Source organism: Streptomyces halobius (genome assembly GCF_023277745.1).
Lineage (GTDB): Bacteria > Actinomycetota > Actinomycetes > Streptomycetales > Streptomycetaceae > Streptomyces > Streptomyces halobius.
In genome coordinates this window covers 5,764,876-5,787,258 of the sequence record NZ_CP086322.1, presented here as the reverse complement: position 1 = coordinate 5,787,258, position 22,383 = coordinate 5,764,876, and the positions used below count along the sequence as shown (strand labels likewise).

Sequence of the window (22,383 nt, the reverse complement as noted above, 5' to 3'; positions counted from 1 at the left end):
CAGCGAACAGAAACCGGTACTGCGACAGGATTCAGCTCCTCAGAGGATGTACGTGGGGGTGATGCGGACGATGTTGCCCTTGGTGAGCGTTCCATTCGGCGCCCAGGTGCGGAGCACGACCGTGCCGCTCGGGCTGATGCGGCATCCGCCGTCAGCGAATCCGTCACACGCGATGGTCTCCACGTCATGAGCCGGACGGAACTGGCGGGGAATCGTGAGGATCGTTTCGTCCGGGATGTTGCCGGAGCCGTTCGCGGTGATAGGCGCGCCTGTCCGCTCCACTTCAAGGACGAAATGGGTCAGGCCGCACGTCTTCTTGCCCTCGAAGACTCGGACCTTCCACCCGGGTTGCAGCTTGAAGTAGCTACTGGATTTCTCCACCCGGGCCGTGAACCGCTCGTCCGTCACCAGCGTCTCGGCGCCCTTCCGGTACAGGCTCACGTCCCCCAGCTCCAGCCGGCCGGAGTAGCCAAGGCGGACCACCGGCTCCCAATCGGTCCCATTCGAGCGCTCCAGGATGCCGCCATAGTCCCGCCACTGCCCGGGGTAGGCCGCTGGCGCGTTGCCCAGGGCGATACCGCCGACAGCCACGGTGACCTCCCGGCGGTCCGCTACTGCGGTGGCCCAGTGGATGCCGCCCGTTCCGGAGGACGCTCCGGCCGGGACCGTCACCTCCCACAGGGCCAGGGCGGCTCCGGTGAGCGTCGGGGCGGTGGGCGCGGCGGCCGGATCACCTTCCACCACCTCTACGGTGGCTTTCACCTCCCCGGAGGAGTCATACGGGTCGTCGTAGACCCGCAGCGCCACCACGTCCACGCGCGGAAATTGCGCGTCGCCAGGAGCGATGGTCACAGATTCTGGAGCCGTCACAGCAACGGGATAGGCGCCCTGATCCGTGGTGCCCTGGATGATCGCGCGGCCCACTCCCACGGTGAGGTCCATCTCTCCGGCGGCGTACAGGGCAAACGGGTTTCCGCCGGGGATGACGCCGGAGCGTGCCGTGAGTTCTCCGGCGGGTGCGAACGTTCCGATCGGGACCACGCGGGTGTCCTGTCGGGTCTGGCCCCCGCCGTCCGGTCCCCGCGTCACCAGCCATCCACTACGAACCGTCACAGCCGGTCCACCTCTCTTACCAATATGCGTGGCGCCACCGGACCGTCACCGATGCGCGCGGGTCGTACGCGGCCATGTCCGCGCGAAATGCCATGGGCGTGGAGCCGGGCTCCACGGTGAACGCCTGCTCCGGCTTGGAGACCCGGGTGGCCGTGTGAAGGCGGGAAGCCGAGCCGTTGAGGACGACCGTCCCGGCCGCGCAGTCCACGGTGAGCGTGTCGCGCTCCGCCAAGGTGATGTCGTACTCCAGCACCAGGCCGCTCCCGGTCTGCACCAGGGACGGGCGGACGACCGGGCCCCGGAACTCCACGATGGGGTGAGCCGGGGCGTCCCCGGCGTTCGTGGCGTTCACGGAGCCGGTGGACCCGGCCGGGCCCCAGTCCAGGGCCCATTCCAGGCCGCCACCCCAGTCCAGGCCCGGTTCCGACTCCGGGAGGCCGACGCGGGCCCGTATCTCCGTGACGGAGTACCGGCGCGGGTCGGAGCACTCCCACACGATGGAGCCGGACGGCTCCCCCTTGGTGTACTGGCGGTCCGCCGGGAGGGACCGGCGGGTGACACGTCCGCGCATCATCCGCCGGGCCCCGGCAAGTTGGACCACCAGCTCCCGTTCCTCCTGGCCCAAGGCGGTGGCCGCCCGTAGATGGTTCAAGATGGCAGGGAACGCCTCCGGGTCTTCCGGGAGGATGGAGAAATCCCACTGGAGGACCCGAGTGCCGGCCAGTATCTGGCCGGGCCACGCGCCGTGTTGTCCCGGCATGGCCACGTTGGCCACGTCCACGTCCGGGAGGTCATCCCAACCGGTCAGCCTCTCGCCGACGAACGGCGTGTGTTCCCCCAACAGGAGGTTGCCGAACTGGATTTGGCAGTCCTGCGCTATCAGGCCGTCGGCCATCAGCAGATGCGGCGCCAAGTTACCCCCTTGCCTTCATGCGCCACTCCAGTTCGCGGGCCACCTGACCAGGGGTGAGGGTGCCCGCGTTGAAGTTCTCGATGGTGAGTGCGGCCGTCGGTCCGGGGCCGCTTCGGGTGGCAGACGGAACATGTTCTGACTGGACGCGCACCGGCTCTCCGACCATGGCCGGGATGTCTGCGGTGATGCCGCCCAACTGCCGCTTGAGCTGGGGCACCTGGTCCTGAATGCCCCGCATGAAGCCCTTCAGGAGGAGGCGGCCGTTCGGAGTGAGGATGCGGGCGTCCAGCTCCGCCGGGCCCTTCCAGTCCGGGAGCATGGACGTGATGCTGCCCAGCTTGTCCCGCAGGCTGCCGATCATGGATGTGATGCCGTGGATGAAGCCCCGGATCAGGCTCGCGCCCGCGTTCCAGAGCGTGGAGCCGAGGTTGCCCAGGGCGTCACGCGCACGGCCGGGGAGGCTGCGGACGAACCCGACGGCCGAATCGATCCCGCTAGAGATCTTCGACCCCATGGACGACATGGCCGACCGGGCCGCGCTCGCCACGCGAGAGCCCATCGACTTCACGTGCGCCCACGCCCGAGAACCCATGTCACGGAAGAACCCGACCACGGCCGAGACGCCAGCGGACGCGATGGAACCGATCTTGGAGAAAATCGACCCGAAGAACGAAGCCAGCCCGGACAGCAGCGACTTGGCTGCGTTCAGCGCTCCGGAGAAGTCGCCCCGGAACAGGGCCACGATCATCTTGATCGCTGGCACGACGATGCTCGTGATGTACTTCGCGGCCAGCGACGCGAGGACGCCCGCGATCTTGCCGACGATGCCGATCACGGCCGTGATCACCGGCATGAGCGCCCGGAAGGCACCGGCGAGGAGCGAGCCTACGCCCTCGATCAACGGGCCGCAGGCTGCCAGGAGTTGACCGAGCGCGGACCCGATGGTGGCCAGGGCGGGAGCCAAGGCGCTGACCAGTTGACCGACCAAATCCCCCAAAATTGGGGCAAGTTGGGCGACAACGGACAGGATGGGCCCGACGATCGCCGGGAGCTGCGCCAGGACCGGCTTCAGGGCCGTGAGCAGCGCAGACGCGATCTGAGCGACCAGCCCGCCGACGATCTCCAGGACAGGACCGAGCGCGCCGGCCAGTTGCGCCGCGAGCTGGGCCGCAATCGGCAGGATGGCGGCCAGGGCCTGGGAGGCGACCTTGACGACGGGCGCCAGTCCGGCACCCAAACTCTGGGCGAGCTGGACGAACGCGGGAGTCAGGGTCTGGACCGCGTCCTGAATCGGCCCTGACAACGTTGTCACCAACGCGTGGACCAGCGGCAGGGCAGCCTTCAGGGCAGCCCCCAAGACCTGGGAGACGGCCTTTCCGACCGCCGAGACGGTCTCGAACAGGGCCCGGAACGTCTCCTGGGCCTCCGGCGTCGCCGTGACCTTGGCAGCCGTAGCCGCCAGCTCCGAGAGGACTTGAAGCGCGCCGCCGCCCGCGTCAGCTGCCGCGCCCAGGACGTTGCCGAGGGTCTTGCCGACATTGGCCAGGACGCCGCCGAACTGCTTGGCGACTCCCACCGCCGCCTCTATGGACGACTGCATGGCGCCCGACTCGAACGCCCCGGTCATCTTGGCCCGGAGCCGGTCCAGGCCCCGGCCCATGGAGGCCGTCATCCGCTCGAACGTCGGGGCCGCCGCCGCGCCGAGCTGGACCAGGCCCTGGAGGACCGTTCCCGGCAGGCCCCGCATGTTCTTAAGGCCCCGGGTTGCGCCGCTCAGCGCCTTGCCCAGCGTGCCGTCCTCGGCCAGGGTCCGCGCCGTGCCGGCCGCATCCTTGGCCATGGAGTTGAGCGCGGACGCGGTGCCGGTGAGCTGGGTCTTCAGGACCGGCAGGACGGAGTTCGCCGTCTTGGTGAGCGTGTCGCCCAGGCCCTGGAAAAGCGTCCCCTGGACGGAACGTTTCACCTCGTCCCAGGCAGGCGCCAGCGCCTTGGCCTGGGTCACGAAATCCTGTGCAGCGGGGGCCAGTTTGGCCATGGCCTCCGCGTCGCCCGACAGTGCATCGGAGACGCCGGACATGCCGACCTTGAGCGCGACCCCGGCCGATGCCAGGGCCAAGACGGCCGGGGCCGCCACACCGGCCGCCGGGGCCATGGACGCAATGGACGAGTTCAGGCCCGCCACCGCCGGGACGGAGGAGGCCATAGTGGCCAACTTGCCGACGGACCCCACCAGGGACAGCACACCCCGGGCCGCCCCACCCGACCCACCCCCGAGAGACGAGACGTCTCTACTCAGCGCCGTAAGGGCGTTGCGGTCCGCGTCCACGCGGGCCGGGAGGGTCAGCGGGGGCGTGATGTGCGCCAGCTGGCGACGGAGCCGGAGCACTTCCCGTTCGTTGACCTCCAGGCGGACGCCGAGGGCGGCGTTCGCGCCCTGGAGGCGTTCGCGGAGCCGGTCGCGGAAGGCGGACAGGTCCGGGTCCACGGTGACGCGGACCCGTGCCCGTATTCGTGCGAGCTGGGTATTGAGCCGCTCCCGGAATCCGGTCAGGTCTGGGACGGCCTGGACCTGGACGCGGGCCCGGCGCTCGATGCGGTCTAGGTACCGCTGGAGACTGGTGGCGAAATTCGCCGTGTTCGGCAGAACGCGGATTGCCAGCCGCCCGGCCTCGCGGCCTCCGGGCCCGGCCATGAACTACCCCCTGGGTGCAATGGGCTTGGCCAAGGGGTGTGTGGACAGGTCAAGGCGCGCACGCTTGGGCTTGTCCGCCTTGACCTGTGGAACGTTGACGGGAGTCGGCTCCCGTTTGAGTCGTCCGCCGGAGACGCGGACGTTGTTGGCGTCGGCGAACCGCACGGCGTTCAGGAGCTGGGCCAGGAGGTGGGTTTGGACCGTCCACCCCCGGTGTTCGGGCCCGCCGGCCAACGATGCGGCCAGGGCGGAGTCCGGTGGTAGGTGCTCAGACAGTTGCCAGGCCCGGCGGGGCGTGAGCGTGCCTCTCCACACGTCGGCCAGATCCAGGCCGTAGAACCGTTGGAGGTCCGCCCGCAGCGCCCCGCCGTGGCCTTGGTCGATTAGCTGTCCGAGCGCGGAGCTTCCCCCACCTGGGTCTCCTCCTGCCAGTCACCGACCGTGCGGACGAACACGGCCAGGGGCCAGTCCTCCATCTCCGTCTTCAGCGCGGCGGGGTCGTCGGCGACTAGGAGGAGAAGGTCCCGGATCTGCGGGACCAGCTCCTCCAGCTCCTCCGCGCCGGTCTCGCCGAACTTGCCGAGGATGACCCGGGCGGCCTTCAGGCCCTCGTCGGGAAGCATGAGGATATTGCGGAGCTGGACCGTCTTACCGGCCCGTGTCTCCAGGTCCAGGCCCGCGTACTCCGCCGCAGCCTCCGCCATCATCTCCGCGCAAGAAAGTGCCAAGGTGTGTCCCCAAAGTCGTTGGTGGTGCGGTCCCTTGGGAATGCAGGCCTCCCGTCCGGGGGACCGTCCGGACGGGGAGGGTGGTCACGGAGCGCTCAGGCCGCGCTCTACATAACGTGAGGGCGTTACTCGCCCTCGCCGCCCGGGTCGGGCGGGGCCGGGGCCTCGATCTGGGCCCACTCGCCGATGGCGTTGCCGATCAGGCTGGAGCCCAGGAACGTGCCCTTGATCGGGAACGTCACGAAGTTGTCCGCCGCCAGGCCCACGGCGTCCGATCCCAGGAGGGAGACGCGCGGGTGCCACAGGGGCAGGTAGTTGGTGCCGTCCACCAGGACGACCAACAGGGCCTTGGTCTGTGGCCGGGGCTGGGCGGGGATACGGAATGACTTGTCCGCCTGGACGGCCGCGGGGCCCGCACCGAAATAGAGCTGATACGTCAGGGCCGTGGCCTGGATGGACTTGATGGTGACGGAGTACGTCACGTCCGGCGTGGTGGCGCGGAGCTTGGCATTCTGCCAACTGCCCTTGACCTCCGGGTCATCGCCGTCACGGCCGAACTCGGGCAGGTCGTCAAGGCTGGTGTGGCCGATGGACTCCCAGCCGTTCCCCGGTGCCAGCGGGTCCTTGATATCGGTCGGCTTGGCCGTGTCCGGGTCTGCGATGTAGATGTAACCGCCTGCCGCGACGAACGCGGCATCGTCAATCAGGGCCAAAGGGGCCGCCCTCCAGGGGTAAGTCAGATGGGCCGCGCGGTCACGCGGTACGTGGCCTGGAACCGGAAGAGGTCCGGTCCGGCCGTCGGTTCGCCGGTCCGGATCTCCGCCGGACCGCTCACGTCTTCAAAGCGGCTCAAGTAGCCGTCGGTGCCCCGGTACTGTCCCCGGCACGCGTCGGCCAGGACCACGCGCGCAACGCGGGCCAGGCGGGACGCTTCCCGCCGGTCCATGGCCGCTGCCTGTACGTCGATCAGCGCCACGTCGATGCCGAGCGGGTTGGAGGAGCCTCCGGGCACCCGGCGGGCCACGACCAGCGGGAGCCGGTCGGCCCAGTCATCGGGCCAGGCCACGCGGACCGTGGCGGCACTCAGGCCGTGGCGGAGGGCGTCCCCCACCAGGGCGTCCACGTCGGGGAGTACCGGCCTCATAGGCCGGCCTCTATGGCATGGATGCCCGCCACCCAGCACCCGTTGGGGGCCAGGTGGCCGTAGTTGATGGCCACCACCGCCGGGTCCTCCAGGGTGACCGTGGAGTCTGTGCGGTTGGTGCGTACGGTCATGCCAGAGGCCAGGGCCCCGGTATGGCGGTGCGCTTCGACCACGGCCCGCACCCTGTCCGCCCGGCTCTCCAGCTCATCGGCGACGGCGTCTCGGACTCCGGGCATGTGCGCCACGATGCTGTCCAGGTTGCGCTTCACCTCTGCCACGTCATGTCACCCGCGCTTTCGGATCGTTGCCACGTCATGGGCCAGGCGCCGGGAGCCGCCGAAGTGCTGGGGCTCCCCGACCACGGCCCAGACGTGCCCGGCCCACTCCACGCGGGACCAGGGCCCAGCCGGGAGGGAGCGGGCGTACACGCGGTACTCGGTACCGGTCAGGTATCCCGGCTCCCCGCTCTCGTCGGACGTGGCCGGGAGTACGCGGGCCCGGAGCGTCACCGGCTCGCCGGGGCCCGGCTTGGTGCCGCCGTACCCGTCGTCCACCTCCACTGTGGGGTAGACCGTGACCAGGTCCGGGCCGGAGTCCAGGAGGCTCACAGCGAACCCCCCAGAGATTCCACCGGCACCGCGAACACACCGGAGGCTCCGACGGCAGCGCGGATCAACCGGGCTTCACCGTCGGTCAGGCCGGCACCCACGGGCAGTGACGCCGGGAGCTGGTACTGGTACGAGCCTTGCAGCTCCGACCGGTACCCCTCCGGGTTCCTCACGCGCCGCTCAGCAGCCGCCAGGGCGACGGCCACGACAACGGCCGGGGCCTTGGCCGGGTCAGGCCAGGCGTCACCGTAAGCCCGCACGGTGGCGGAGGCGTCCGCCAACGCCGCCTCCGCCTGCGCCCGCTCCTCCCCGACCAGCTCCCGCCCCAGTCGCTGTTCCAGGGCCGCTATGTCTGCCAGGGGAGTCATGCGGCCCCCTTACGCGCTGGAGTCGCGGGAGGGCTCATCCGCCGGAGGGTCGGCCAGATTCAGCTTGACCGCCCGAACCAGCTTTTTGGACGGACCCACCTTGTCCGTCATGACGTTGTACCCCGCGTACACATTCAGGATGGAACGGTCCCGCAGCTTGGCCGCGTCATAGTCCCGAATCCAGCGCATGGACAGGCCGTTGTAGCTCTGGGACGAACCACTGGTGACACCCGCCGGGATGGCCGGGGCCCGGGTCGCCAGGACGAACGCCGACGGGACGAACGCATACGCCTTGCCGGGGTCGATGGCGTTCGAAACCACCAGATCGAACCCGGCCAGACGGCCAACCGTCGCGCTGCGGAGTGCTGAGTCCGAACCCGACTTGGACACGTCGGAGATCCGGTTGGACTTCAGGAACGCGGTTTCCACGTCCGCACCCATCAGGAGGGTACGGCCCTCCTGGGGAACATTGGCCTTGTTCAGGGCCGCGCGGGCATCGATGATGCCAGCCCACGGATCATTGGTATACAGCGTCCCGGTGTTGGCGTAGTTGGCGCCCTCGATCATCGACGCCACGCCCGTGTCAATCGCCTTGGCCACGGCGTTGACCTGGGGCTGAAGGACCTGAGAACCGAAGTCCTTGATATCCAGCGTCAGTTCCTCGTCCGTGACCGCAACTGCGCTGTAAATGTCCTTGTTGAGCTGGACCGTGATGGAGTCCTCCGCCAGCTCGTCCAGGACAATGTCCGAGGACCGGTCGTTGCGCCACTCGTACTCGCGGGCCGTGGTGGTCGCCGGTATTCGCACGGTAACCGTGTCGGCCTTAGCGCCAGTGAAGTCGAAACCCGCGTTTGCCCAGACGAGATTGGAAAGAACCATCTCTCGTTCCAGGAGGCCCAGGGCCGTGGCCGCGATCGTCTCCGACTTCAGAAATGCGTTTGCCATGTGCTCCGCTCAGGGCAGGGGCCCCGGGCCAGCGCACAACGGCATAACCAAGGGCCCTTGGATAGTGAAAGCCCTTGGTTTTGGTTCTGCTTAAGTCGCCTTACCGGCGTGCACGGGGAATGCTGGCCGCCAGTTCTCCCGGATCGCTGGAGACCGGCGTGGCCGACGGGTCCAAACCGCCCCGACCCACGCCCCCGCCATGGCTGCGGAACAGCTCCGCCAGCGCCTTGGCGTCCGCTTCGCGTGCATCGTCATCCGCGCCGGAGATCCGGGCTGCCAGAGCGTCCGGAAGGCTGTACTTGCGGGCCAGGCGCTCCCGCTGGAGTTCCGTTTCCAGCTCCGCCGCCCGGTCGGCCACCGTCTGGTACTCCTCCGGCGTCTTGGCCGCCTTCAGGGCCTCCGCCGTCTCCCGCGCCTTTACCCGGTAACGGGCCGCCTGCTCGCGGGCGGTCTTCAGCTCCGCTCGGAGGGCGTCGGCGTCCAGCTCCTGGCCGTCGTCCTGGCCCTCCGCCTCCGGCGTCTCCGTCGGGACCTGGGCCTCCTGGCCGTCGTCAGACGGAACATGTTCCGTCTGGGAGTCAGTCGGGGTCGGGGTGGGGTTCTCCGCCATGTGATGGCCTCCGGTCAACGTGATGATTCGATGTGGCGCCGCCAGGCCGCACGCGCCTCCGCGCCCGCCTTGCCGCGCGTGACCTCCCGCCATTCCCGGTCGAACCGCCGGGCATCGGGGGTCATGAAGTCGTTCCTGCTGAACACCGGGACCGTCTGGCAATGACAGCCGTAGTGGTACCGGGCCAGGTCTTCCCGGGAAACCAGAGGCCGCCGGTTCGCGCGGACCCGCCCGTCAGCCGATCCGCGGGGCTTCCTCCGCCCTCCGCCGGCCGCCGTGGCCTGGGACGAATAGATCGCGCCCCGACTGGCCAACATGGCGCAGAACGCACAAGGGTTGCCGTCGGTCACGCGGGCCCAGCCGACGGCCCGTCGGTCCTGGTTCGACGCCCGGTCGATCAGATCCCGCCCTGCCCGCAGGGCCTCCCGGTCAGCCGCACCAGCCGAAGTACGCCCCGCTGTCTGTGACGCCTCCTCCAGCTCTTGGAGAAACCCGGCCTCGTCCAGCCTGCCGCGCGTCTGCTCGGTGGCCGCCTGGGCCACGTCCTGCCGCAGCTTGGCCGGTCCTTGGGAGACCAGGGACGCCACGGCCGCGCGGTCGTGGGCGTCCTCCGGCTCCTGGGGCCAGTCGAACCCGTCCAGCCGGATTTCCTCGCCGTCGTCCGGCTCCGGCGTGCGGATCGTGTCCGTCTGCGCCGCCCAGTCCTCCCGTAGCTCTCCCAGGGTCGTGGTCTCGCCCACGTGCTCCCCGGACAGAGGCGGGACGGTGTGACCGGTCTCCAGGGCCCGGTAGAGGCGGTAGAACGCCGCCGCTTGATCGCGGGAGCGTCGCCGCTCACCGCGGATTAGTGCCAGCATCCAGGCCAGCCACGCGGCCCCCGACTCCTCCAGGGAGTGAGGATTCACGCGCGACCACTGAGCCAGGGACTGGGCGGAGACGCCCGCACCGATCCGGGCTTGGGCCCGCCAGTGCTCATCCAGGAGGGCCGCCGTTGCTCTACTCACTGCCGCCACCAGACCCGCGTCCCGTACCCGGTGGCGGGGTGACGGCCGACGCCATCGCGTCCGCCATGCGTAGGCCCGGGTCGTCGGCTTCCTGGATCTGCGCCCACTCCTCCACGTCCCGGGCCGTGACGCCGGGGATGCGCGACCACATCGCGCGGGCCGGAACGTTGAGCATCTGCACTGCCTTGCCCAGGGCGTCCACCGTCTGGGCAAGGGATCGCGACTCCGCGTCCTTCCAGAGGACTTCGGCCCGGGGGTCCGGTTCCGCGCCCCCGACCGTGGCGCACAGGGACAGCACCAGTTCCCAGGACTCCCCCATGGAGTGCTTGTACTCGTCCACCGCGCGGGACAGGGCCGATTCAGCAGCCGCCAGGGCCTCCGCGCTCAGGTTGACCATGGAGCCCAACAGGTAATGGGGCGGGGTCTGGGAGAGCGCGGCCAGGTGCTTTGTCGCTAGCTCGATAGCGTCCAGGAACCCCGAGAGCGGAGTTTCGTCTAGCTGAGAGAACTTGGTGTCCGCGTCGGGCGCCACCAAGAACCGGCTCGCGTCCGCCTGAATTGGGATCACCTGGGGGCGCCCGGCGGCGTCGTGCAGGATCTCCCCGGTCTCCGGATCACGCCGAAACTCCGGCGCCAGACCGGAGATCGTCCGGACCTTGAACGACCCGAACGTCTGGGACACCAAGAGGTCAAACACCGTTTGATTGACCCGGTCCTGGATCGGGATCATGGGCTCTACAACGCCCGTGACCCGGCCCTCCAGATCGATGTCCGGCGCGAACCGCACCACCGGGCACACGCCCATGCCATGGGGACGAAACGCCAGGAGTTGGGGGCCGCCCTTCCCGCCCACCAGGACGTCATAGACGTGGGTTGCGTCGTACAGCCACGCCCGCGCCTCCACGCCCTCCGCGTCGGGGACGGTTTCCACCTGAAGTGCCCACAGCGGGAGCGCGTCGGCCGCCGGGTCCTCGTACGACGCATACAGCAGACGCGGGGACACGCCCCGGATGACCGGCCGGGCCGGGTCCGCCGAGTCGCGTAGGACCGTGGCGAACGCCTGGCCATAGGTGAGCGCGGCCCGGTGGACCGGGGTCTGGCGGGCGTCCATGCGGTTGTCCTGCCAGGCCCGCCACTCCGCCGGAGTCTCCTCCGGCGTGTCCCCGTCCGGGCCGGCGCTCCGGCGGTAGCCGTCCACGGCCATCGCCTGGGACGGGGTCTTGACCAGGAGCGGCAGCCAATTGGAAATGGCCCGCTTGGCCAGCAGCTTGTACTCCTCCGTGGCGCTCCGGGGGATGTACGGCCCGTCGTGCTCACCGCGCATGTACCGGTCTATTCGGTCCAGCCGCTCACGGTCTGCGCGGAGCCGGGAGAACCCCAGCTCCGCCAACTCCACAGGGGAGGAATTCGTTACTGCCAAAACGCCGCGCCACTCCTAGAAAAAGAAGACGGCCCCCGAGCGTTCGGCGGGCCGGGTCTTGCCGGATTCAATGAGTCGATGCCGTGCCAAGTCGGCCAACAGCGTGGCCGCGTACGCGTCCACCTTGTGCGCGGACTCGCGGTTCGCCTTGCCGAAGGACAGGCCATAACGGTTCGGTCGACGCCTGGTGTTCAGCACGTGCCGCCGCAGCGCGCGCCCCAGGGAAATCGTTTCTCCAAGGTGTCGCACCTGGCCGTTCTCCACGGCCGACACCAGCCGCTCATTGGCCAAGGTCAGCTCCTGGAGGCCGCCGCGCATGTCCCGGCCTACTGCAGATTGGGGACTGGCCTTGATAACCAAGCGGTCCCGGTAGTCCTCCGACCACGCATCCACGTAGCTCTCCCAGAGCGCTACGTCCGCGTGGAACGCCTGCACGTCGTACCGCTCCATGGCGTTACGGACCGCCCCGTCCACGGCCCGACGGTCAACCACCCAGCCATCACCCGCAGGGCCGTCGGGCCGCTCCCACACGCCCAGGGGAACGATCAGGCGATCCCGCACGCGCATCGCTACAAGGCAAGTTGCATCATCGGTTCGACCGCCATCGAAACCCAAAGTCACGGCGTCACCGTCCACCAGACGGTCATCCGTGGCGCATGCGTCCCAGTTCTCCGGGCTAATCAACTGGTCCTCTGCCGTGACCAACTGATTCAGAAACATCCGCTGCGACCGCGAACGCGGCATGTGACCGGAGTAGATCGTGGAGACGATCCACTCCACATCCAGCCAGTCCGCGTCACCACGCGCCGCGAGGATGCCGGCCAGGAGCTCGTCCGGGTCCGCCAAGTCCACGGGCGGGGACTCCACGGAGTCGTAGTACATGCCGGAATCCCGGCTCTTGCCCTCCGCGAACTTCGACCAGGCGTGCCAGGTCTGTTCCGCCACGGAGTCCTCCCCAGGGAGGGGAGCGTTAGTGATCTCCATGGTGCGGGCGCCGCCACCACGGCTTTTGCCGACGTTACCGGCAATCGTCATGGCCATTTCGTGGCCGCCATTAGAAGAGATCCAGTGATGGGTCTCGTTCATCACCACGAAGGTGGAGCGGTAATCGGCCGCCCTCCAGCGCGCGGGGCGAGCTGGTGACGGCCTCAATCACCCCGCCCCCGCTGGAGTAGATGATCTCCTTACCCAGGTCGATGCCGTACTCGGCGATCAGCTTCGGGGAGAACATGCCCGGGAACAGGCGCATCGTGTTGCGGGTCTGGTCCTTCGAAACGGCACAGACCTGAACCCACGGAGCCGGGTGCGGAACCGCTATCGGCGTCCCGTCTTCCCGCCATCCGCCGAAACGGCACGGGCCGACGAACTCCACGGCGCACAGAGCCGCCAGGAACGGGTCCTTCCCCCAGCCCTTCAGGCGCCGGATGGTGCCCTGGCGACGGGTGAAGTTGCCCGCGTCGTCGATCTCGAACCAGCGGAGGACTATTCGGACCTGTTCATCCGTGAACCGCCACGGAGTACCCGCGTCGGGGCCGTCCGGCTGAAGAAGCCAGCGGGAAGTCCACGACAGCACGTCCCACCCCAGGGTCCGCGTTGGTTCCGGCACGGTGTCCGGCCACGTGCGGACCGGTTCAAGCGTTTGGGCTGGCATGGCATCACCTCCCCTCAAGTTCAGGAGTGACGCCACTCCAGCTATCTGTCTGCTGCGGCTCTCCGGTACGTCTCCATGAGCGTCACGCGGGCCGCCTCCGCCGGGTCCTCCCCGCCGGCCTCCCGCTCCAACTCCACCCGGGCCCGCCGCCGGGCGCCCTCCGTGGTCAGTAGGTCCGTCATCGCGGACATGACCGACTGGAAGAGCTGAGCACTGAACTTGGACTGGCCCAGGTTCCGACTCATGGCCTCTGCCACGTACACCGCCGTGAGCCAATCCGACTGTTCGTAGAACTGCGCCTGGCCGGAGTCCTTCAGACTCTGAAACCAGCGCTTCGCGATCGGGTGCCAGTCACCGGACGCCCGAGGGATCGTCGGGGCCTTACCGGCCTCCGCCTTCACCAAGGCCGGGCCGTCCGACTCGTTGCGCCTCCGGCGCTGGTCCGACCGTTTAGGCACGGGGCCGGGCATGATCACCTTCTTCCGGGTGGTCGTGCGTGTGGGGGCGGAGCACAATGGGGAGGTTCGCCACGGTCGGCAAGGAGCCGACCAGGAGGAGGCAGGGCCATGCCTGACGAGCAAGCACACGAGGCACCCCAGGGGCGTGGCCTATGGGTGGGAATCGGCGGCCCGGTCGGCGTCGGCAAATCCGCGCAGGTCAACGCGACCAGCGAAACGGAGACCTCCACGGCTGCCGCCGAGGAAGAGATCCAGCAGATTCCGGCAACCGAGGTCAAGCCCGAAGACATCGGCTCACTCAGCCTGCGCTACGTGGACGGAGTGCCCCAGCTCGTCGTCAGCGGCGGGACTGGCATTCCGGCAGACCTTACGGTTGTTGACGCGTCGGGAAGCGCTGTTGCGACCTACGCAGCGGGGCCGCCACCCTCGGTATCGCATGCAGCAGTTCAAGCAAGGGAAGCGGCAGTTCACTACGCCCACGAGGCACGACCCCGATAGCCGCTTGGCGTGCACCGCCCCCGGTGCGAGCCGTCCAACGCCCGTGCCGGGGCGGAGGCAGCATCAGTGAGAACCGATCCAAGGGAGTGCATAGCGCCATGCCTGACGAGCCAGCAACACCCGAAGCAACCGACTCGGTCACGATCCCCGCAGAAGAGGTCAAGCCCGAAGACGTGGGCACGCTCAGCCTGCGATACGTGGACGGTGTGCCCCAGCTCGTGGCCAGCGGCGGAACGGCCGTTCCGGCAGGGCTGACGGTCGTTGACGGGGCCGGGAACGCTGTTGCGGCGTACATGGCGACCACTGCACCACCATTGAGCCCTGGAGCCGCCGCTAAGCGCCACGCATACGATTATGGCGTCATTCATCTCAACGCGGATGCATTTTCCGAAGAACCCGGCGGGGCCGGTGGGACTCTAGGCGGATAGGCCAACGCAGTTGGGGGGACGTCACGACCTACCGCCCCGGTACGAGCCGCCCAACGCCCGTACTGGGGCAGCGTTTGTGCGATGGTCGTAACCATCCCCGTGGCCGCTCGTTGGCAGCGCATGAACACCACCAGGCGTGCACTTGCCGTCCTCACCCTCGCCGGGGCTGCTTTGCCGTTCTCTGGAGTCGCTCACGCGGACGAGATCTTGAACAACATGAATGCGGCCATCGAGATCGACCGTTCAAAGAACCACTACGGGGTGACCTACGGGGCTAGCGTGAATTCAGGTCGAGGTAACGTCATTAACCCTCAAACCCTCATCTCGGGCATCGCAGGCAGCGCTCACTAACCGCTCCTCCGCCCCACATCTAGAACGGGGACTGCTCACCCGGATTCCGTGGCTGTCTTGAGCTGGTGGCAGTCACGGCACAGCACCTGAACATTCCGGTCCGTGTCGGTCCCTCCCAACGAGAGGGGCCGCACGTGATCCACGTCGATACCCGACGCGAGGACGTGCCAACCACAGCGGGCACACTTTCAACGCCCTGACTTCCGGATGATCCGGCGGAGCCGCGCAGCAGCGTCATACCGTGCAGCTCGCCGCCGGCCCTCAACGACCTGAAAACCCGTACGCAGACACGGCTGCTAACACGTATCGGTCTTTCAGCCGATCAAGAGGGGGGCACCCCCGGGCCAAAACGGTTGGCGCGGACGGAACGCCAGCGAGTGCACCAGCACCTTGCTCCACTTGGACGACAGCGGCAGCTTCCGGTTTGCCAAGCGCGTACCGTGTCAAGGATGATCAATGCGCATTGCAGGTGTGCATGGCTTCCCTCGCCTCCGTGAACCTCAGGCCTTTCGGAGGTGGGGGAAAGTCATTTCGCCGCCATCACAGTCCCCCAGGATGCCCATCTGCCAGCCTCCGCCACAGCGAGGGGCAAAAAGTCACCCTCCCTTTACTTCTTGCTACACGCATATGATGGGGTTATAGAGAGGGTGACTTTCTTGCCCCCAGTTCGGGTCGGCCGTTGCAGGTGGTGCCACTCCCCGCGACGAGGTGAGGGGAACCCCAGCAGGGCGACCCCGCCGAAGCCTGCTGAGCCAGACAAGTAACCCGCGTGCGCGTCGGTCGTTGAGCAGCCAGGGTTCATTCCCTCGGCCCCCTCGGGGCCTCGCCCACAGCCCTCCTAAGCTCGGCGAGGCCCTACTTCGTACGCAAAACCATCAACCAGCGCACCCGCGCAAAAGCCCTCAATTGCGGCGCTAGCAAAACGGTTGGCGCGCCGGAACGCCAGCGAGTGCACCAGTACATTGCTCCACTTGGGTGACAATGGCAGCTTCCGATTTGCCAAGCCCGTAAACTGCGTAAAGGACGACGGAGATGACGGATGTGCATGTGAGCAGGTGGACATGGTTTCCCTCGCCTCCGTGAACCTTGGCCCCTCGGAGGTGGGGGAAAGCCCGGCATCCCATGTCATTTCGCCGCCATCACAGTTCCCCAGGATGCCGATCTGCCGGCCTCTGCCTGGACACCCGCCTCCTCCGTGCCGCCGCGCCCTCCGCGCTCGACTTCCGCGCGTGATGCCACCGGCACAGAGACTGAAGGTTCGCCGGGTCGTGATCGTCACCCGGGACGATGTGGTCCACGTCCGTGGCTGGTGCCGCGCACCGGGCCCCCGTGTCCCGCAGGATGGCCACGCACTGGAAACCGTCCCGCTTCAACACGGATAGCCGCCGGACCGGCCAGTCCGCCGGTAGGCGCGAACGCCGCTCACTGCCATGCCAGGCCACACAACCCCCTCGATAGAAGGGGCTCGTAAGCTCCCTGTATGACCGTCTACGGCTACGCGCGGACCGACTCCGCCCAGATCGATGACCAGGCCGCCACGCTCTACGCCTCCGGCTGCGCCATCGTCTTCTCTGACTTCAGGATCAGCACCGACGCCCCGGGGATCGGGTGGCAAGAGCTGGTGGAGACGGTCAAGGCTGGTGACACGGTGCGCGTCGTCGGCTGGGCCCGGCTCACCCGCAGTGCCGAGACGGCCCAGTTCATCCGGGCGTCCCTGGCGGATCTTGGCGTCCAGGTGGAGACCATCGGCGAGTGACGTAAGCGGTCCCGGCCGGAATCGAACCGGCGCCCATCCGATCGACGATCGGGCGCTCTACCACTGAGCTACGGGACCAGGGCTCAACTCCCGCGCGTCATCCCGGAGGAGAGAACGGGGCGCACAAGAGGAGCCACGGCGAGGAACCTGCACTCACCTCCACGTCAGACGCTGGAGAGTGAGGCCATGGGCCCGCCTACATATCCATTAACTGGTGAGCGTGACAGGCCACCAGGACCGCCCGCTCCGCACGACGGGGCACCCAAGACAACGGAGGCAAGAAACCTGCCCGTTGCCCCTACTTCTCTATAGACACATTTAAAAAGAACTACCAATGGGCACATTTCTTACCCCCATCACCCCCGAACTGTCACGCTGCGCTCAGCCGGCCCTAGCTCAACGTGAGAGGGAGCCGAACCCCCGGCGGGGCCCGACTCCCTCAACGTGACGTGCCTCTCAGTCTTGCACGTCGTACAGAAGCGTGTCCGCCTCCGGTTCGCTGCGCTCGATCACGAACCGCACCCGGCTCTCGTCCAAGACTCGATCGGCACGCCCACCGGAGATGCCCTTGGAGACGTACACACGCGCCCCCGCCTCCACGAGCATCCGGCGACGCTCCGCGATGGCCTCCGTAAGCGCCTGCTGGTATGTCTCCCAGCCCCGGCAATCCGCCTGGAAGTTCTCCCAGGTCGTCACGTCGGTCTCGTCCATGTCCTCCGGCACGACCGGCGGAGCCTCCAGCTCCTTGTCCGGGTACACCTTGGACATGGGCTTGACCGGCTCCAGGGCCCGCCAGTGCTGGGCGAACGTCTCCCCGGTCTCGATGATCTCTGTACGGGCCTCCACCTTCGGCGTGGCCTCCAAGGCGCTCGCCCGGCGCTCCAAGGCGTCTACTTCCTCTTGCCAGATCATCCGGCCCATCTTGGATTTCCGCGCGTCCTTGTCCGCGTACAAGGCCCGGAGTTCCTGTTCGACTTCACGCAGCTCCGGGCCGGGGTCGTACCCCTTGTGCTCAATGGTCCGCGTCATCCGAGCCGACCCCCCCAAGTCCAGGAACTCCCGTTCCGCATACGCCTCCAGCCAGTCCGCACGGACACCTGCCGAGGACGGGCACTTGACGCCAGCGGCCATGGCCCGGCAGTTGTAATCCCCGTCCGGCGATCCAGCACGGGGAGCCTTGTACATACGCGTCCCGCACCCCTCGCAATGCGCCACGGCCAGCAGCAGCGAACGCGTGTCCTTGCGCCGCCGCTCCCTGTGCGGCGTACGGGAGTCCAACGTGACCTGGAGACCTTCGAATTCGTCGCGCTCCAGAACCGGTTCCCCGATCAAGATGGGCTTACCGTCCTTGTCCCGGACGGTCTTCCCCTTGTGCGTCTTGTGCCCCATGAGGGTCTTGGTGCGGAGTACCTTGGAAAGTGTGCCGGCCGTCCACTTGAACCGCTCGATTATTCGCCCGTGGCGCTTCCCGCCCGTGGGCCGACCCAGGAGCTTTGCTTGGTAGTCGCGCGGGGCCAGAACCTCATCCCCGTTCAGCTCCATGGCTATGGACTGGAGGCTCTTACCGTCCAGCACGTCCCGGATGATGCGCTCCAGGATGGCCACCGCGTCCATGTCAGGGCCCAGCTTCCAGCCTTCCCCATCCGGGTTCGGGATCTTCTTGTATCCGAACGGGATCAGGCCGCCGGAGTACCGACCCTGGGCCCTCAGTGCCGCCATCGCGCCGGTGACGCGCTCCCGGATGGCTGCCGCTTCCATCTGCGCCGCGAACGCAAGAAGCATCATGATCAGCTCAGACACCGGCGACGAGTGCCGCATGTCCAGTTCCAGCGGGGCACCGCCGGGCCCTTCCGCGAACACCAGGAGCTTGCCGTGTTCCTTGGCCCACTGTCCCAAGGCAGCCATGTCGGCCATGGACCGGACGGCCCGGTCCATGCGCCACCAAATGATCATGTCGAACGCGTCCGGGCGCTTGAGCCACGCGCCCAGCTCCGGCCGCTCGAACGGGTTCGTCTTGGTTGCGGAAACGTCTAGGTCTTCCGCTTCCCCGATGATGACGGCGCCCCGCCTGGCTGCTTCCCCGGTGTTGGCCGCTCGCTGGCGCATGGGGCTGGTGGTCTCGTCCGTCTTCACGGACAGTCGGATGCCCGACAGGGCCCGAAGTTGATGGCTCGGGTAGACCATGGTCTGGGGGTCTTGCACGTCAAGCACGGGTCTTACCTCTCTGAATCAACCCGTACTGTAATCTGTTTCTACCGGCCACCCAGCGTCATTGTCGAAGGCCCGCCCCCGATACGACCACCACGAGTACGGCCCCTCGACGTCCGGGTGCAGCGCTCGGACGACATCGACGTAGCCGCCCCGGTTCTCGTCGAGGACATCGGTCAGCCAGGCGCGCTCCTCCGGGAGGAAGCCGGACTTCTTCTGGTTGGCCTTCCAGTTCCTCAGGTCGGCCTCCTGGTGCGCGATGTTCCAGTCGCCGCACACCAGCACCTCACGCCCGTCCGCCTCCGCCCGTTTCCGCAGGTCGACGAGGTACGGCAGAAACTCCGCCAGGAACCGTTCCTTCTCGTCCTGCCGTTGGGTGCCGACCTCGCCGGACGGGAGGTAGAGGCTGGCGACGGTCACGCCCGGCAGGTCGGCCTCGACATACCGCCCGCTCCCGTCGAATTCCGCCGAGCCGAAGCCCACCCGGACCCGCTCCGGCTCGCGCCGTGTGCAGAGCGAGACACCGGCCCGCCCCTTGGCGGCCGCCGGGACGTGCACGGTGTGCCAGCCGGCGGGCTCCCGCACCTCCGCCGGCAGCTGCGCGGCCTCGGCCCGCACCTCCTGCAGACACAGCACGTCGGCAGCGGTCGCCGCCAGCCACGGCACATAGCCCTTCTTGGCGGCAGCACGTAGCCCGTTGACATTCACAGAGGTCACGGTGAGCAAAACATGCTCCTCAGATTCACATCGGATTCACAAGCGGCACGAGGCTGTCCCACACATCGACAGAGGTCACGGTGAGCATCCGGGGCACGATACCGACCCCGCGAACCCGCCACGCCACCCACCCGGACACCCGTACGATTCCCGGAATGGAGATACGCCCTGCCCGCACACGCGCCGTCCGCATACGCCCCGTCCGCTATGACCACCCCGACGCGGTCAAGCTCGATGAACTCGTGCAGCAGGAGTACGCCCGGCGCTACGGCGACGGCGATATGACGCCGCTGGACCCGGAGATGTTCGTGCCGCCCAACGGCGCGTACCTGATGGCGTACGAGCACGGGCGTCCGCTGGCCACCGGCGGCTGGCGGCGGATCGAGGACGCCGCCGAGGGGTACGCGGTCGGCGACGCCGAGATCAAGCGGATGTTCGTACTCCCGGAGGCCCGGGGGCGGGGGCTGGCCCGCCGGATCCTGGCCGCCCTCGAAGCGGACGCGCGGGCCGCGGGCCGTACCCGCATGGTGCTGGAGACCGGCACCATGCAGCCGGAGGCGATCGAGCTGTATGCCTCCAGTGGCTACCGGATGCTGCAGAAGGCGGAGAAGTTCGGGCTCTACCGGACGTATGAGTCGAGCCGGTGTATGGCGAAGTCCCTGGTGAACGGTTAGCCGACCGGGCTCTCGCGCACCGCCTTCCGCGCCCCTCCCCCGCTGGTTTGACAGCCCTCCGGGCCGCTTCCCATACTCATTCCACTAACCAACTAGTTAAAGGAGGGATTCGGTGCGCGCCCCGAGCCCATGGGCGATCGAGGGCCGCGCTCCACGACATACCCCTACGACGGGGAGGGGCCCCGTCTGCCGCCCGGCGCCGTCCGGGTCGACGACTGGGTGGCGACCGCGGACGGCAGGCTCTTCGGCTACGGCGCCTGCGCCACCGGCAACAGCCGCGACATCGACGCCTGCCGGGAGAAACTGGGCATCGTCAACCGGATGACCCAGTACGTCGGGGAACGCACAGGCCGTGGCGCCCGTGCCGACAGCGCTGCTGGCAGCAAGAGCCGTAACAGCGGCAATAACCGCGCTATCAACCCTGACAGCACTGGCAACCCTGACAGCCCTCAACACACGAACAGCAGAGAGGCGGTGAGCATCGTCGAATTCCGCATCGACCGCCGCAGCGGCGTTGCCACCTACCTCCAGATAGTCCAACAGGTCCAGCAGGCCCTGCGGCTGGGCATCCTGGTGGAGGGCGACCGTCTGCCGACGGCCGCGCAGGTCGCCGCCACGACCAAGGTCAACCCGAATACGACGCTGAAGGCGTACCGCGAACTGGAACGCGAGGGCCTGGTCGAACCACGGCCCGGCCTCGGCACCTTCGTCAGCCGTACGCTCGCCCGCCCCAAGTCGGCGGCGGACGCCCTGCTGCGCGAGGAACTGCGTTCCTGGATGGCACGGGCCCAGGCCGAGGGCCTGGATCGCGAGGATGTCCAGGCCCTGGTCAACTCGGTACTGCAGGACCGGTATCCGCAGGGGTGAAACGGGCAGGGGAGGCCGTCATCACCGGCGGGCCGCCCCTTCGCCCTGGCCCCACCACCCCGCTTGACCCTCACCCCACGTCAGGCCCCCGGGTCTCGGCACGGCGCACATGCCGCGGTTCGAGCCCCAGCCACTTGGCCAATGCCCGCTGATTGAAGTCCCGCTCCTTCGCCACGATTCCCCGACCCGGCGTCAGCTCGTGGGCGCCCGCCGGGGCGCCACAAGCCGTGCGGCTCCCCGGCGGCGGTCGCGGTCGCGGCACGGTGAGGACCGATCAAGGACGGTGCGGGGAGGGCCACATCTAGCGTCGCCGAGGTGACAGGGGTGATCAGCACGTGGAGGGAATGCGATGGGTAGGACACTCGCGGAGAAGGTCTGGAAGCTGACGCCGGACCACGAGAACAACGTCCCGGTCCACGCCGACCACATGTGGAAGAACGTCTTCGACCGGGTCGGCCAGGAGTACCCCGAGGTCACCACCGACTGTCCGCATGCCGACGCCGCGACCTTCTTCGTCACCCAGCCCGAGCGGTTCGACGTGATCCTCACCGACAACCGCACGGACGAGATCGGTGACGCGCCGGCCGTTCGGGCCGCCGACTAGCATCGCTCCGCACGATCCCCGGCCGCCCGGCCGGGGCCACTCATCCCCACCATCTCGCGTGCCGCCCCGGCCGGTCCGGCCATGGGGCGGCACGCGCCTGTCCGAAAGGCGGCACATCGACATGATGACCGAACCGGTGAATCTGCAGAAGACTCTCCAATCCTTCAGCGAACCGTGGAGTCCGCGAATTGTCGCCCAGCTCAATGACTATGACGTCCGGGTGGCCAAGTTCCGTGGCGAATACGTGTGGCATTCCCACCTGGACACCGACGAGCTCTTCATCGTCGTGGCCGGCCGGCTGACCATCCACCTGCGCGAGGGCGGCGTGGAACGCCTCGTGACGCTCCGACAGGGGGACGTGTACGTGGTGCCGCGTGGCACCGAGCACAAGCCCGTGTCCGACGCGGAGTCCCACATCCTTATGGTCGAACCCACAGGGACACTGACGGTCGGGGACACCCACGAGGAGATTCCCGATGACGTCGACGTGACCACAGGACACCACCTCGACTGAGTGGCGCGAAATCCGCATGCGTGGTGCCGGGCCCTCGGGAAAGCCGAGGGCCCGGCACCTTTTTCCTGCCGGACTGTGCGGCCGAATCGCCCGGGAGGACGGTGGGAACGGA

Annotated in this window: 24 protein-coding genes, 1 tRNA gene and 2 pseudogenes; 7 read left to right on the top strand and 20 right to left on the bottom strand. The window is 68.1% G+C overall.

The window, feature by feature from the left end; all coding sequences use genetic code 11:
• Positions 1–39 precede the first annotated feature (39 nt).
• The 16 genes from K9S39_RS26385 to K9S39_RS26310 form a co-directional block, all read right to left on the bottom strand.
• Positions 40–1,041, bottom strand: a complete 1,002-nt coding sequence (locus K9S39_RS26385) for a hypothetical protein (protein WP_248865787.1) — start codon at positions 1,039–1,041, stop codon at positions 40–42.
• Between the two features lie 88 nt (positions 1,042–1,129).
• Positions 1,130–2,026, bottom strand: a complete 897-nt coding sequence (locus tag K9S39_RS26380) for a phage distal tail protein (RefSeq protein WP_248865786.1) — start codon at positions 2,024–2,026, stop codon at positions 1,130–1,132.
• Position 2,027: 1 nt separating this feature from the next.
• A complete protein-coding gene (locus K9S39_RS26375; protein WP_248865785.1) occupies positions 2,028–4,718 on the bottom strand; it encodes a hypothetical protein in 2,691 nt (896 codons plus the stop codon).
• Positions 4,719–5,101: 383 nt separating this feature from the next.
• On the bottom strand, positions 5,102–5,446 hold the full coding sequence (locus K9S39_RS26370; RefSeq protein WP_248863724.1) for a phage tail assembly protein: 345 nt from the start codon (positions 5,444–5,446) through the stop codon (positions 5,102–5,104).
• A 125-nt stretch (positions 5,447–5,571) separates the two neighbouring features.
• Positions 5,572–6,159: a phage tail tube protein gene (locus K9S39_RS26365; RefSeq protein ID WP_248865784.1), complete on the bottom strand. Its 588-nt coding sequence runs from the start codon at positions 6,157–6,159 to the stop codon at positions 5,572–5,574.
• A gap of 23 nt (positions 6,160–6,182) precedes the next feature.
• Positions 6,183–6,590 (bottom strand): phage tail termination protein, encoded by a 408-nt coding sequence (locus tag K9S39_RS26360; RefSeq protein ID WP_248865783.1) that lies wholly within the window; start codon positions 6,588–6,590, stop codon positions 6,183–6,185.
• Positions 6,587–6,868, bottom strand: coding sequence for a DUF5403 family protein (locus K9S39_RS26355; protein ID WP_248865782.1), 282 nt, complete (start codon positions 6,866–6,868; stop codon positions 6,587–6,589). Before K9S39_RS26355 ends, K9S39_RS26360 begins: the two co-directional genes overlap by 4 nt.
• Positions 6,869–6,874: 6 nt before the next feature.
• Complete coding sequence (locus tag K9S39_RS26350; RefSeq protein WP_248865781.1) at positions 6,875–7,198, bottom strand: hypothetical protein; 324 nt, start codon at positions 7,196–7,198, stop codon at positions 6,875–6,877.
• On the bottom strand, positions 7,195–7,566 hold the full coding sequence (locus K9S39_RS26345; RefSeq protein WP_248865780.1) for a hypothetical protein: 372 nt from the start codon (positions 7,564–7,566) through the stop codon (positions 7,195–7,197). The genes K9S39_RS26350 and K9S39_RS26345 overlap by 4 nt, the downstream gene beginning before the upstream one ends.
• Positions 7,567–7,575: 9 nt before the next feature.
• Positions 7,576–8,511, bottom strand: coding sequence for a P22 phage major capsid protein family protein (locus K9S39_RS26340; RefSeq protein ID WP_248865779.1), 936 nt, complete (start codon positions 8,509–8,511; stop codon positions 7,576–7,578).
• Between the two features lie 100 nt (positions 8,512–8,611).
• Positions 8,612–9,121 carry a hypothetical protein gene (locus K9S39_RS26335; RefSeq protein ID WP_248865778.1) on the bottom strand — a complete coding sequence of 170 codons (510 nt, stop codon included), beginning with the start codon at positions 9,119–9,121 and terminating at the stop codon, positions 8,612–8,614.
• A gap of 14 nt (positions 9,122–9,135) precedes the next feature.
• Entirely contained in the window at positions 9,136–10,125 is a 990-nt protein-coding gene (locus tag K9S39_RS26330; protein WP_248865777.1) for a VG15 protein, read from the bottom strand.
• Positions 10,118–11,545 (bottom strand): phage portal protein, encoded by a 1,428-nt coding sequence (locus tag K9S39_RS26325; protein WP_248865776.1) that lies wholly within the window; start codon positions 11,543–11,545, stop codon positions 10,118–10,120. The genes K9S39_RS26330 and K9S39_RS26325 overlap by 8 nt, the downstream gene beginning before the upstream one ends.
• 15 nt (positions 11,546–11,560) lie before the next feature.
• Complete coding sequence (locus K9S39_RS26320) at positions 11,561–12,631, bottom strand: terminase (RefSeq protein WP_248865775.1); 1,071 nt, start codon at positions 12,629–12,631, stop codon at positions 11,561–11,563.
• Positions 12,600–13,196 carry a hypothetical protein gene (locus tag K9S39_RS26315; protein ID WP_248865774.1) on the bottom strand — a complete coding sequence of 199 codons (597 nt, stop codon included), beginning with the start codon at positions 13,194–13,196 and terminating at the stop codon, positions 12,600–12,602. Before K9S39_RS26315 ends, K9S39_RS26320 begins: the two co-directional genes overlap by 32 nt.
• Before the next feature lie 41 nt (positions 13,197–13,237).
• The gene (locus tag K9S39_RS26310) at positions 13,238–13,666 is read right to left on the bottom strand and encodes a phage terminase small subunit (protein WP_248865773.1); all 429 of its coding nucleotides are present in this window, start codon (positions 13,664–13,666) and stop codon (positions 13,238–13,240) included.
• Positions 13,667–13,762: 96 nt separating this feature from the next.
• Between K9S39_RS26310 and K9S39_RS26305 the strand changes: the two genes are divergently transcribed.
• Both K9S39_RS26305 and K9S39_RS26295 read left to right on the top strand, forming a co-directional pair.
• Positions 13,763–14,152: a hypothetical protein gene (locus K9S39_RS26305; RefSeq protein ID WP_248865772.1), complete on the top strand. Its 390-nt coding sequence runs from the start codon at positions 13,763–13,765 to the stop codon at positions 14,150–14,152.
• Between the two features lie 509 nt (positions 14,153–14,661).
• Complete coding sequence (locus K9S39_RS26295) at positions 14,662–14,931, top strand: hypothetical protein (RefSeq protein WP_248865771.1); 270 nt, start codon at positions 14,662–14,664, stop codon at positions 14,929–14,931.
• Between the two features lie 35 nt (positions 14,932–14,966).
• On the opposite strand, the pseudogene K9S39_RS26290 reads toward K9S39_RS26295, so the two are convergent.
• A pseudogene (locus K9S39_RS26290) lies at positions 14,967–15,104 on the bottom strand (HNH endonuclease); the annotation flags it as partial.
• Positions 15,105–16,411: 1,307 nt separating this feature from the next.
• Here K9S39_RS26290 and K9S39_RS26280 point away from each other — a divergent pair.
• Complete coding sequence (locus K9S39_RS26280) at positions 16,412–16,687, top strand: recombinase family protein (protein ID WP_248865769.1); 276 nt, start codon at positions 16,412–16,414, stop codon at positions 16,685–16,687.
• Between the two features lie 6 nt (positions 16,688–16,693).
• Here the strand turns inward: K9S39_RS26280 and K9S39_RS26275 are convergent.
• The 3 genes from K9S39_RS26275 to K9S39_RS26265 all read right to left on the bottom strand — a co-directional run bounded on the left by K9S39_RS26275 (position 16,694) and on the right by K9S39_RS26265 (position 19,621).
• Positions 16,694–16,765, bottom strand: a tRNA-Asp gene (locus K9S39_RS26275).
• Positions 16,766–17,143: 378 nt separating this feature from the next.
• The gene (locus K9S39_RS26270; RefSeq protein WP_248865768.1) at positions 17,144–18,898 is read right to left on the bottom strand and encodes a recombinase family protein; all 1,755 of its coding nucleotides are present in this window, start codon (positions 18,896–18,898) and stop codon (positions 17,144–17,146) included.
• Positions 18,899–18,916: 18 nt separating this feature from the next.
• Entirely contained in the window at positions 18,917–19,621 is a 705-nt protein-coding gene (locus tag K9S39_RS26265; protein ID WP_248865767.1) for an exodeoxyribonuclease III, read from the bottom strand.
• Between the two features lie 146 nt (positions 19,622–19,767).
• Here K9S39_RS26265 and K9S39_RS26260 point away from each other — a divergent pair, with 146 nt between their 5' ends.
• The 4 genes and pseudogenes from K9S39_RS26260 (at position 19,768) to K9S39_RS26245 (ending at position 22,271) form a co-directional block, all read left to right on the top strand.
• Positions 19,768–20,286, top strand: a complete 519-nt coding sequence (locus K9S39_RS26260) for a GNAT family N-acetyltransferase (RefSeq protein ID WP_248865766.1) — start codon at positions 19,768–19,770, stop codon at positions 20,284–20,286.
• Positions 20,287–20,760: 474 nt separating this feature from the next.
• Complete coding sequence (locus K9S39_RS26255; protein ID WP_248868972.1) at positions 20,761–21,153, top strand: GntR family transcriptional regulator; 393 nt, start codon at positions 20,761–20,763, stop codon at positions 21,151–21,153.
• A gap of 373 nt (positions 21,154–21,526) precedes the next feature.
• Positions 21,527–21,724, top strand: a pseudogene (locus K9S39_RS26250) (3-isopropylmalate dehydrogenase); the annotation flags it as partial.
• Between the two features lie 154 nt (positions 21,725–21,878).
• Complete coding sequence (locus K9S39_RS26245; RefSeq protein WP_248865765.1) at positions 21,879–22,271, top strand: cupin domain-containing protein; 393 nt, start codon at positions 21,879–21,881, stop codon at positions 22,269–22,271.
• The last annotated feature ends 112 nt before the right edge of the window (positions 22,272–22,383 follow it).

What these genes read in the sequence shown, in the direction of transcription:
- K9S39_RS26345 (WP_248865780.1), bottom strand. Translation starts at nt 7,566, where the DNA reads ATGACTCCCCTGGCAGACATAGCGGCCCTGGAACAGCGACTGGGGCGG.
- K9S39_RS26375 (WP_248865785.1), bottom strand. Translation starts at nt 4,718, where the DNA reads ATGGCCGGGCCCGGAGGCCGCGAGGCCGGGCGGCTGGCAATCCGCGTT.
- K9S39_RS26295 (WP_248865771.1), top strand. Translation starts at nt 14,662, where the DNA reads ATGGTCGTAACCATCCCCGTGGCCGCTCGTTGGCAGCGCATGAACACC.
- K9S39_RS26360 (WP_248865783.1), bottom strand. Translation starts at nt 6,590, where the DNA reads ATGAGGCCGGTACTCCCCGACGTGGACGCCCTGGTGGGGGACGCCCTC.
- K9S39_RS26260 (WP_248865766.1), top strand. Translation starts at nt 19,768, where the DNA reads ATGGAGATACGCCCTGCCCGCACACGCGCCGTCCGCATACGCCCCGTC.
- K9S39_RS26245 (WP_248865765.1), top strand. Translation starts at nt 21,879, where the DNA reads ATGATGACCGAACCGGTGAATCTGCAGAAGACTCTCCAATCCTTCAGC.
- K9S39_RS26340 (WP_248865779.1), bottom strand. Translation starts at nt 8,511, where the DNA reads ATGGCAAACGCATTTCTGAAGTCGGAGACGATCGCGGCCACGGCCCTG.
- K9S39_RS26280 (WP_248865769.1), top strand. Translation starts at nt 16,412, where the DNA reads ATGACCGTCTACGGCTACGCGCGGACCGACTCCGCCCAGATCGATGAC.
- K9S39_RS26310 (WP_248865773.1), bottom strand. Translation starts at nt 13,666, where the DNA reads ATGCCCGGCCCCGTGCCTAAACGGTCGGACCAGCGCCGGAGGCGCAAC.
- K9S39_RS26320 (WP_248865775.1), bottom strand. Translation starts at nt 12,631, where the DNA reads ATGAACGAGACCCATCACTGGATCTCTTCTAATGGCGGCCACGAAATG.
- K9S39_RS26305 (WP_248865772.1), top strand. Translation starts at nt 13,763, where the DNA reads ATGCCTGACGAGCAAGCACACGAGGCACCCCAGGGGCGTGGCCTATGG.
- K9S39_RS26335 (WP_248865778.1), bottom strand. Translation starts at nt 9,121, where the DNA reads ATGGCGGAGAACCCCACCCCGACCCCGACTGACTCCCAGACGGAACAT.
- K9S39_RS26315 (WP_248865774.1), bottom strand. Translation starts at nt 13,196, where the DNA reads ATGCCAGCCCAAACGCTTGAACCGGTCCGCACGTGGCCGGACACCGTG.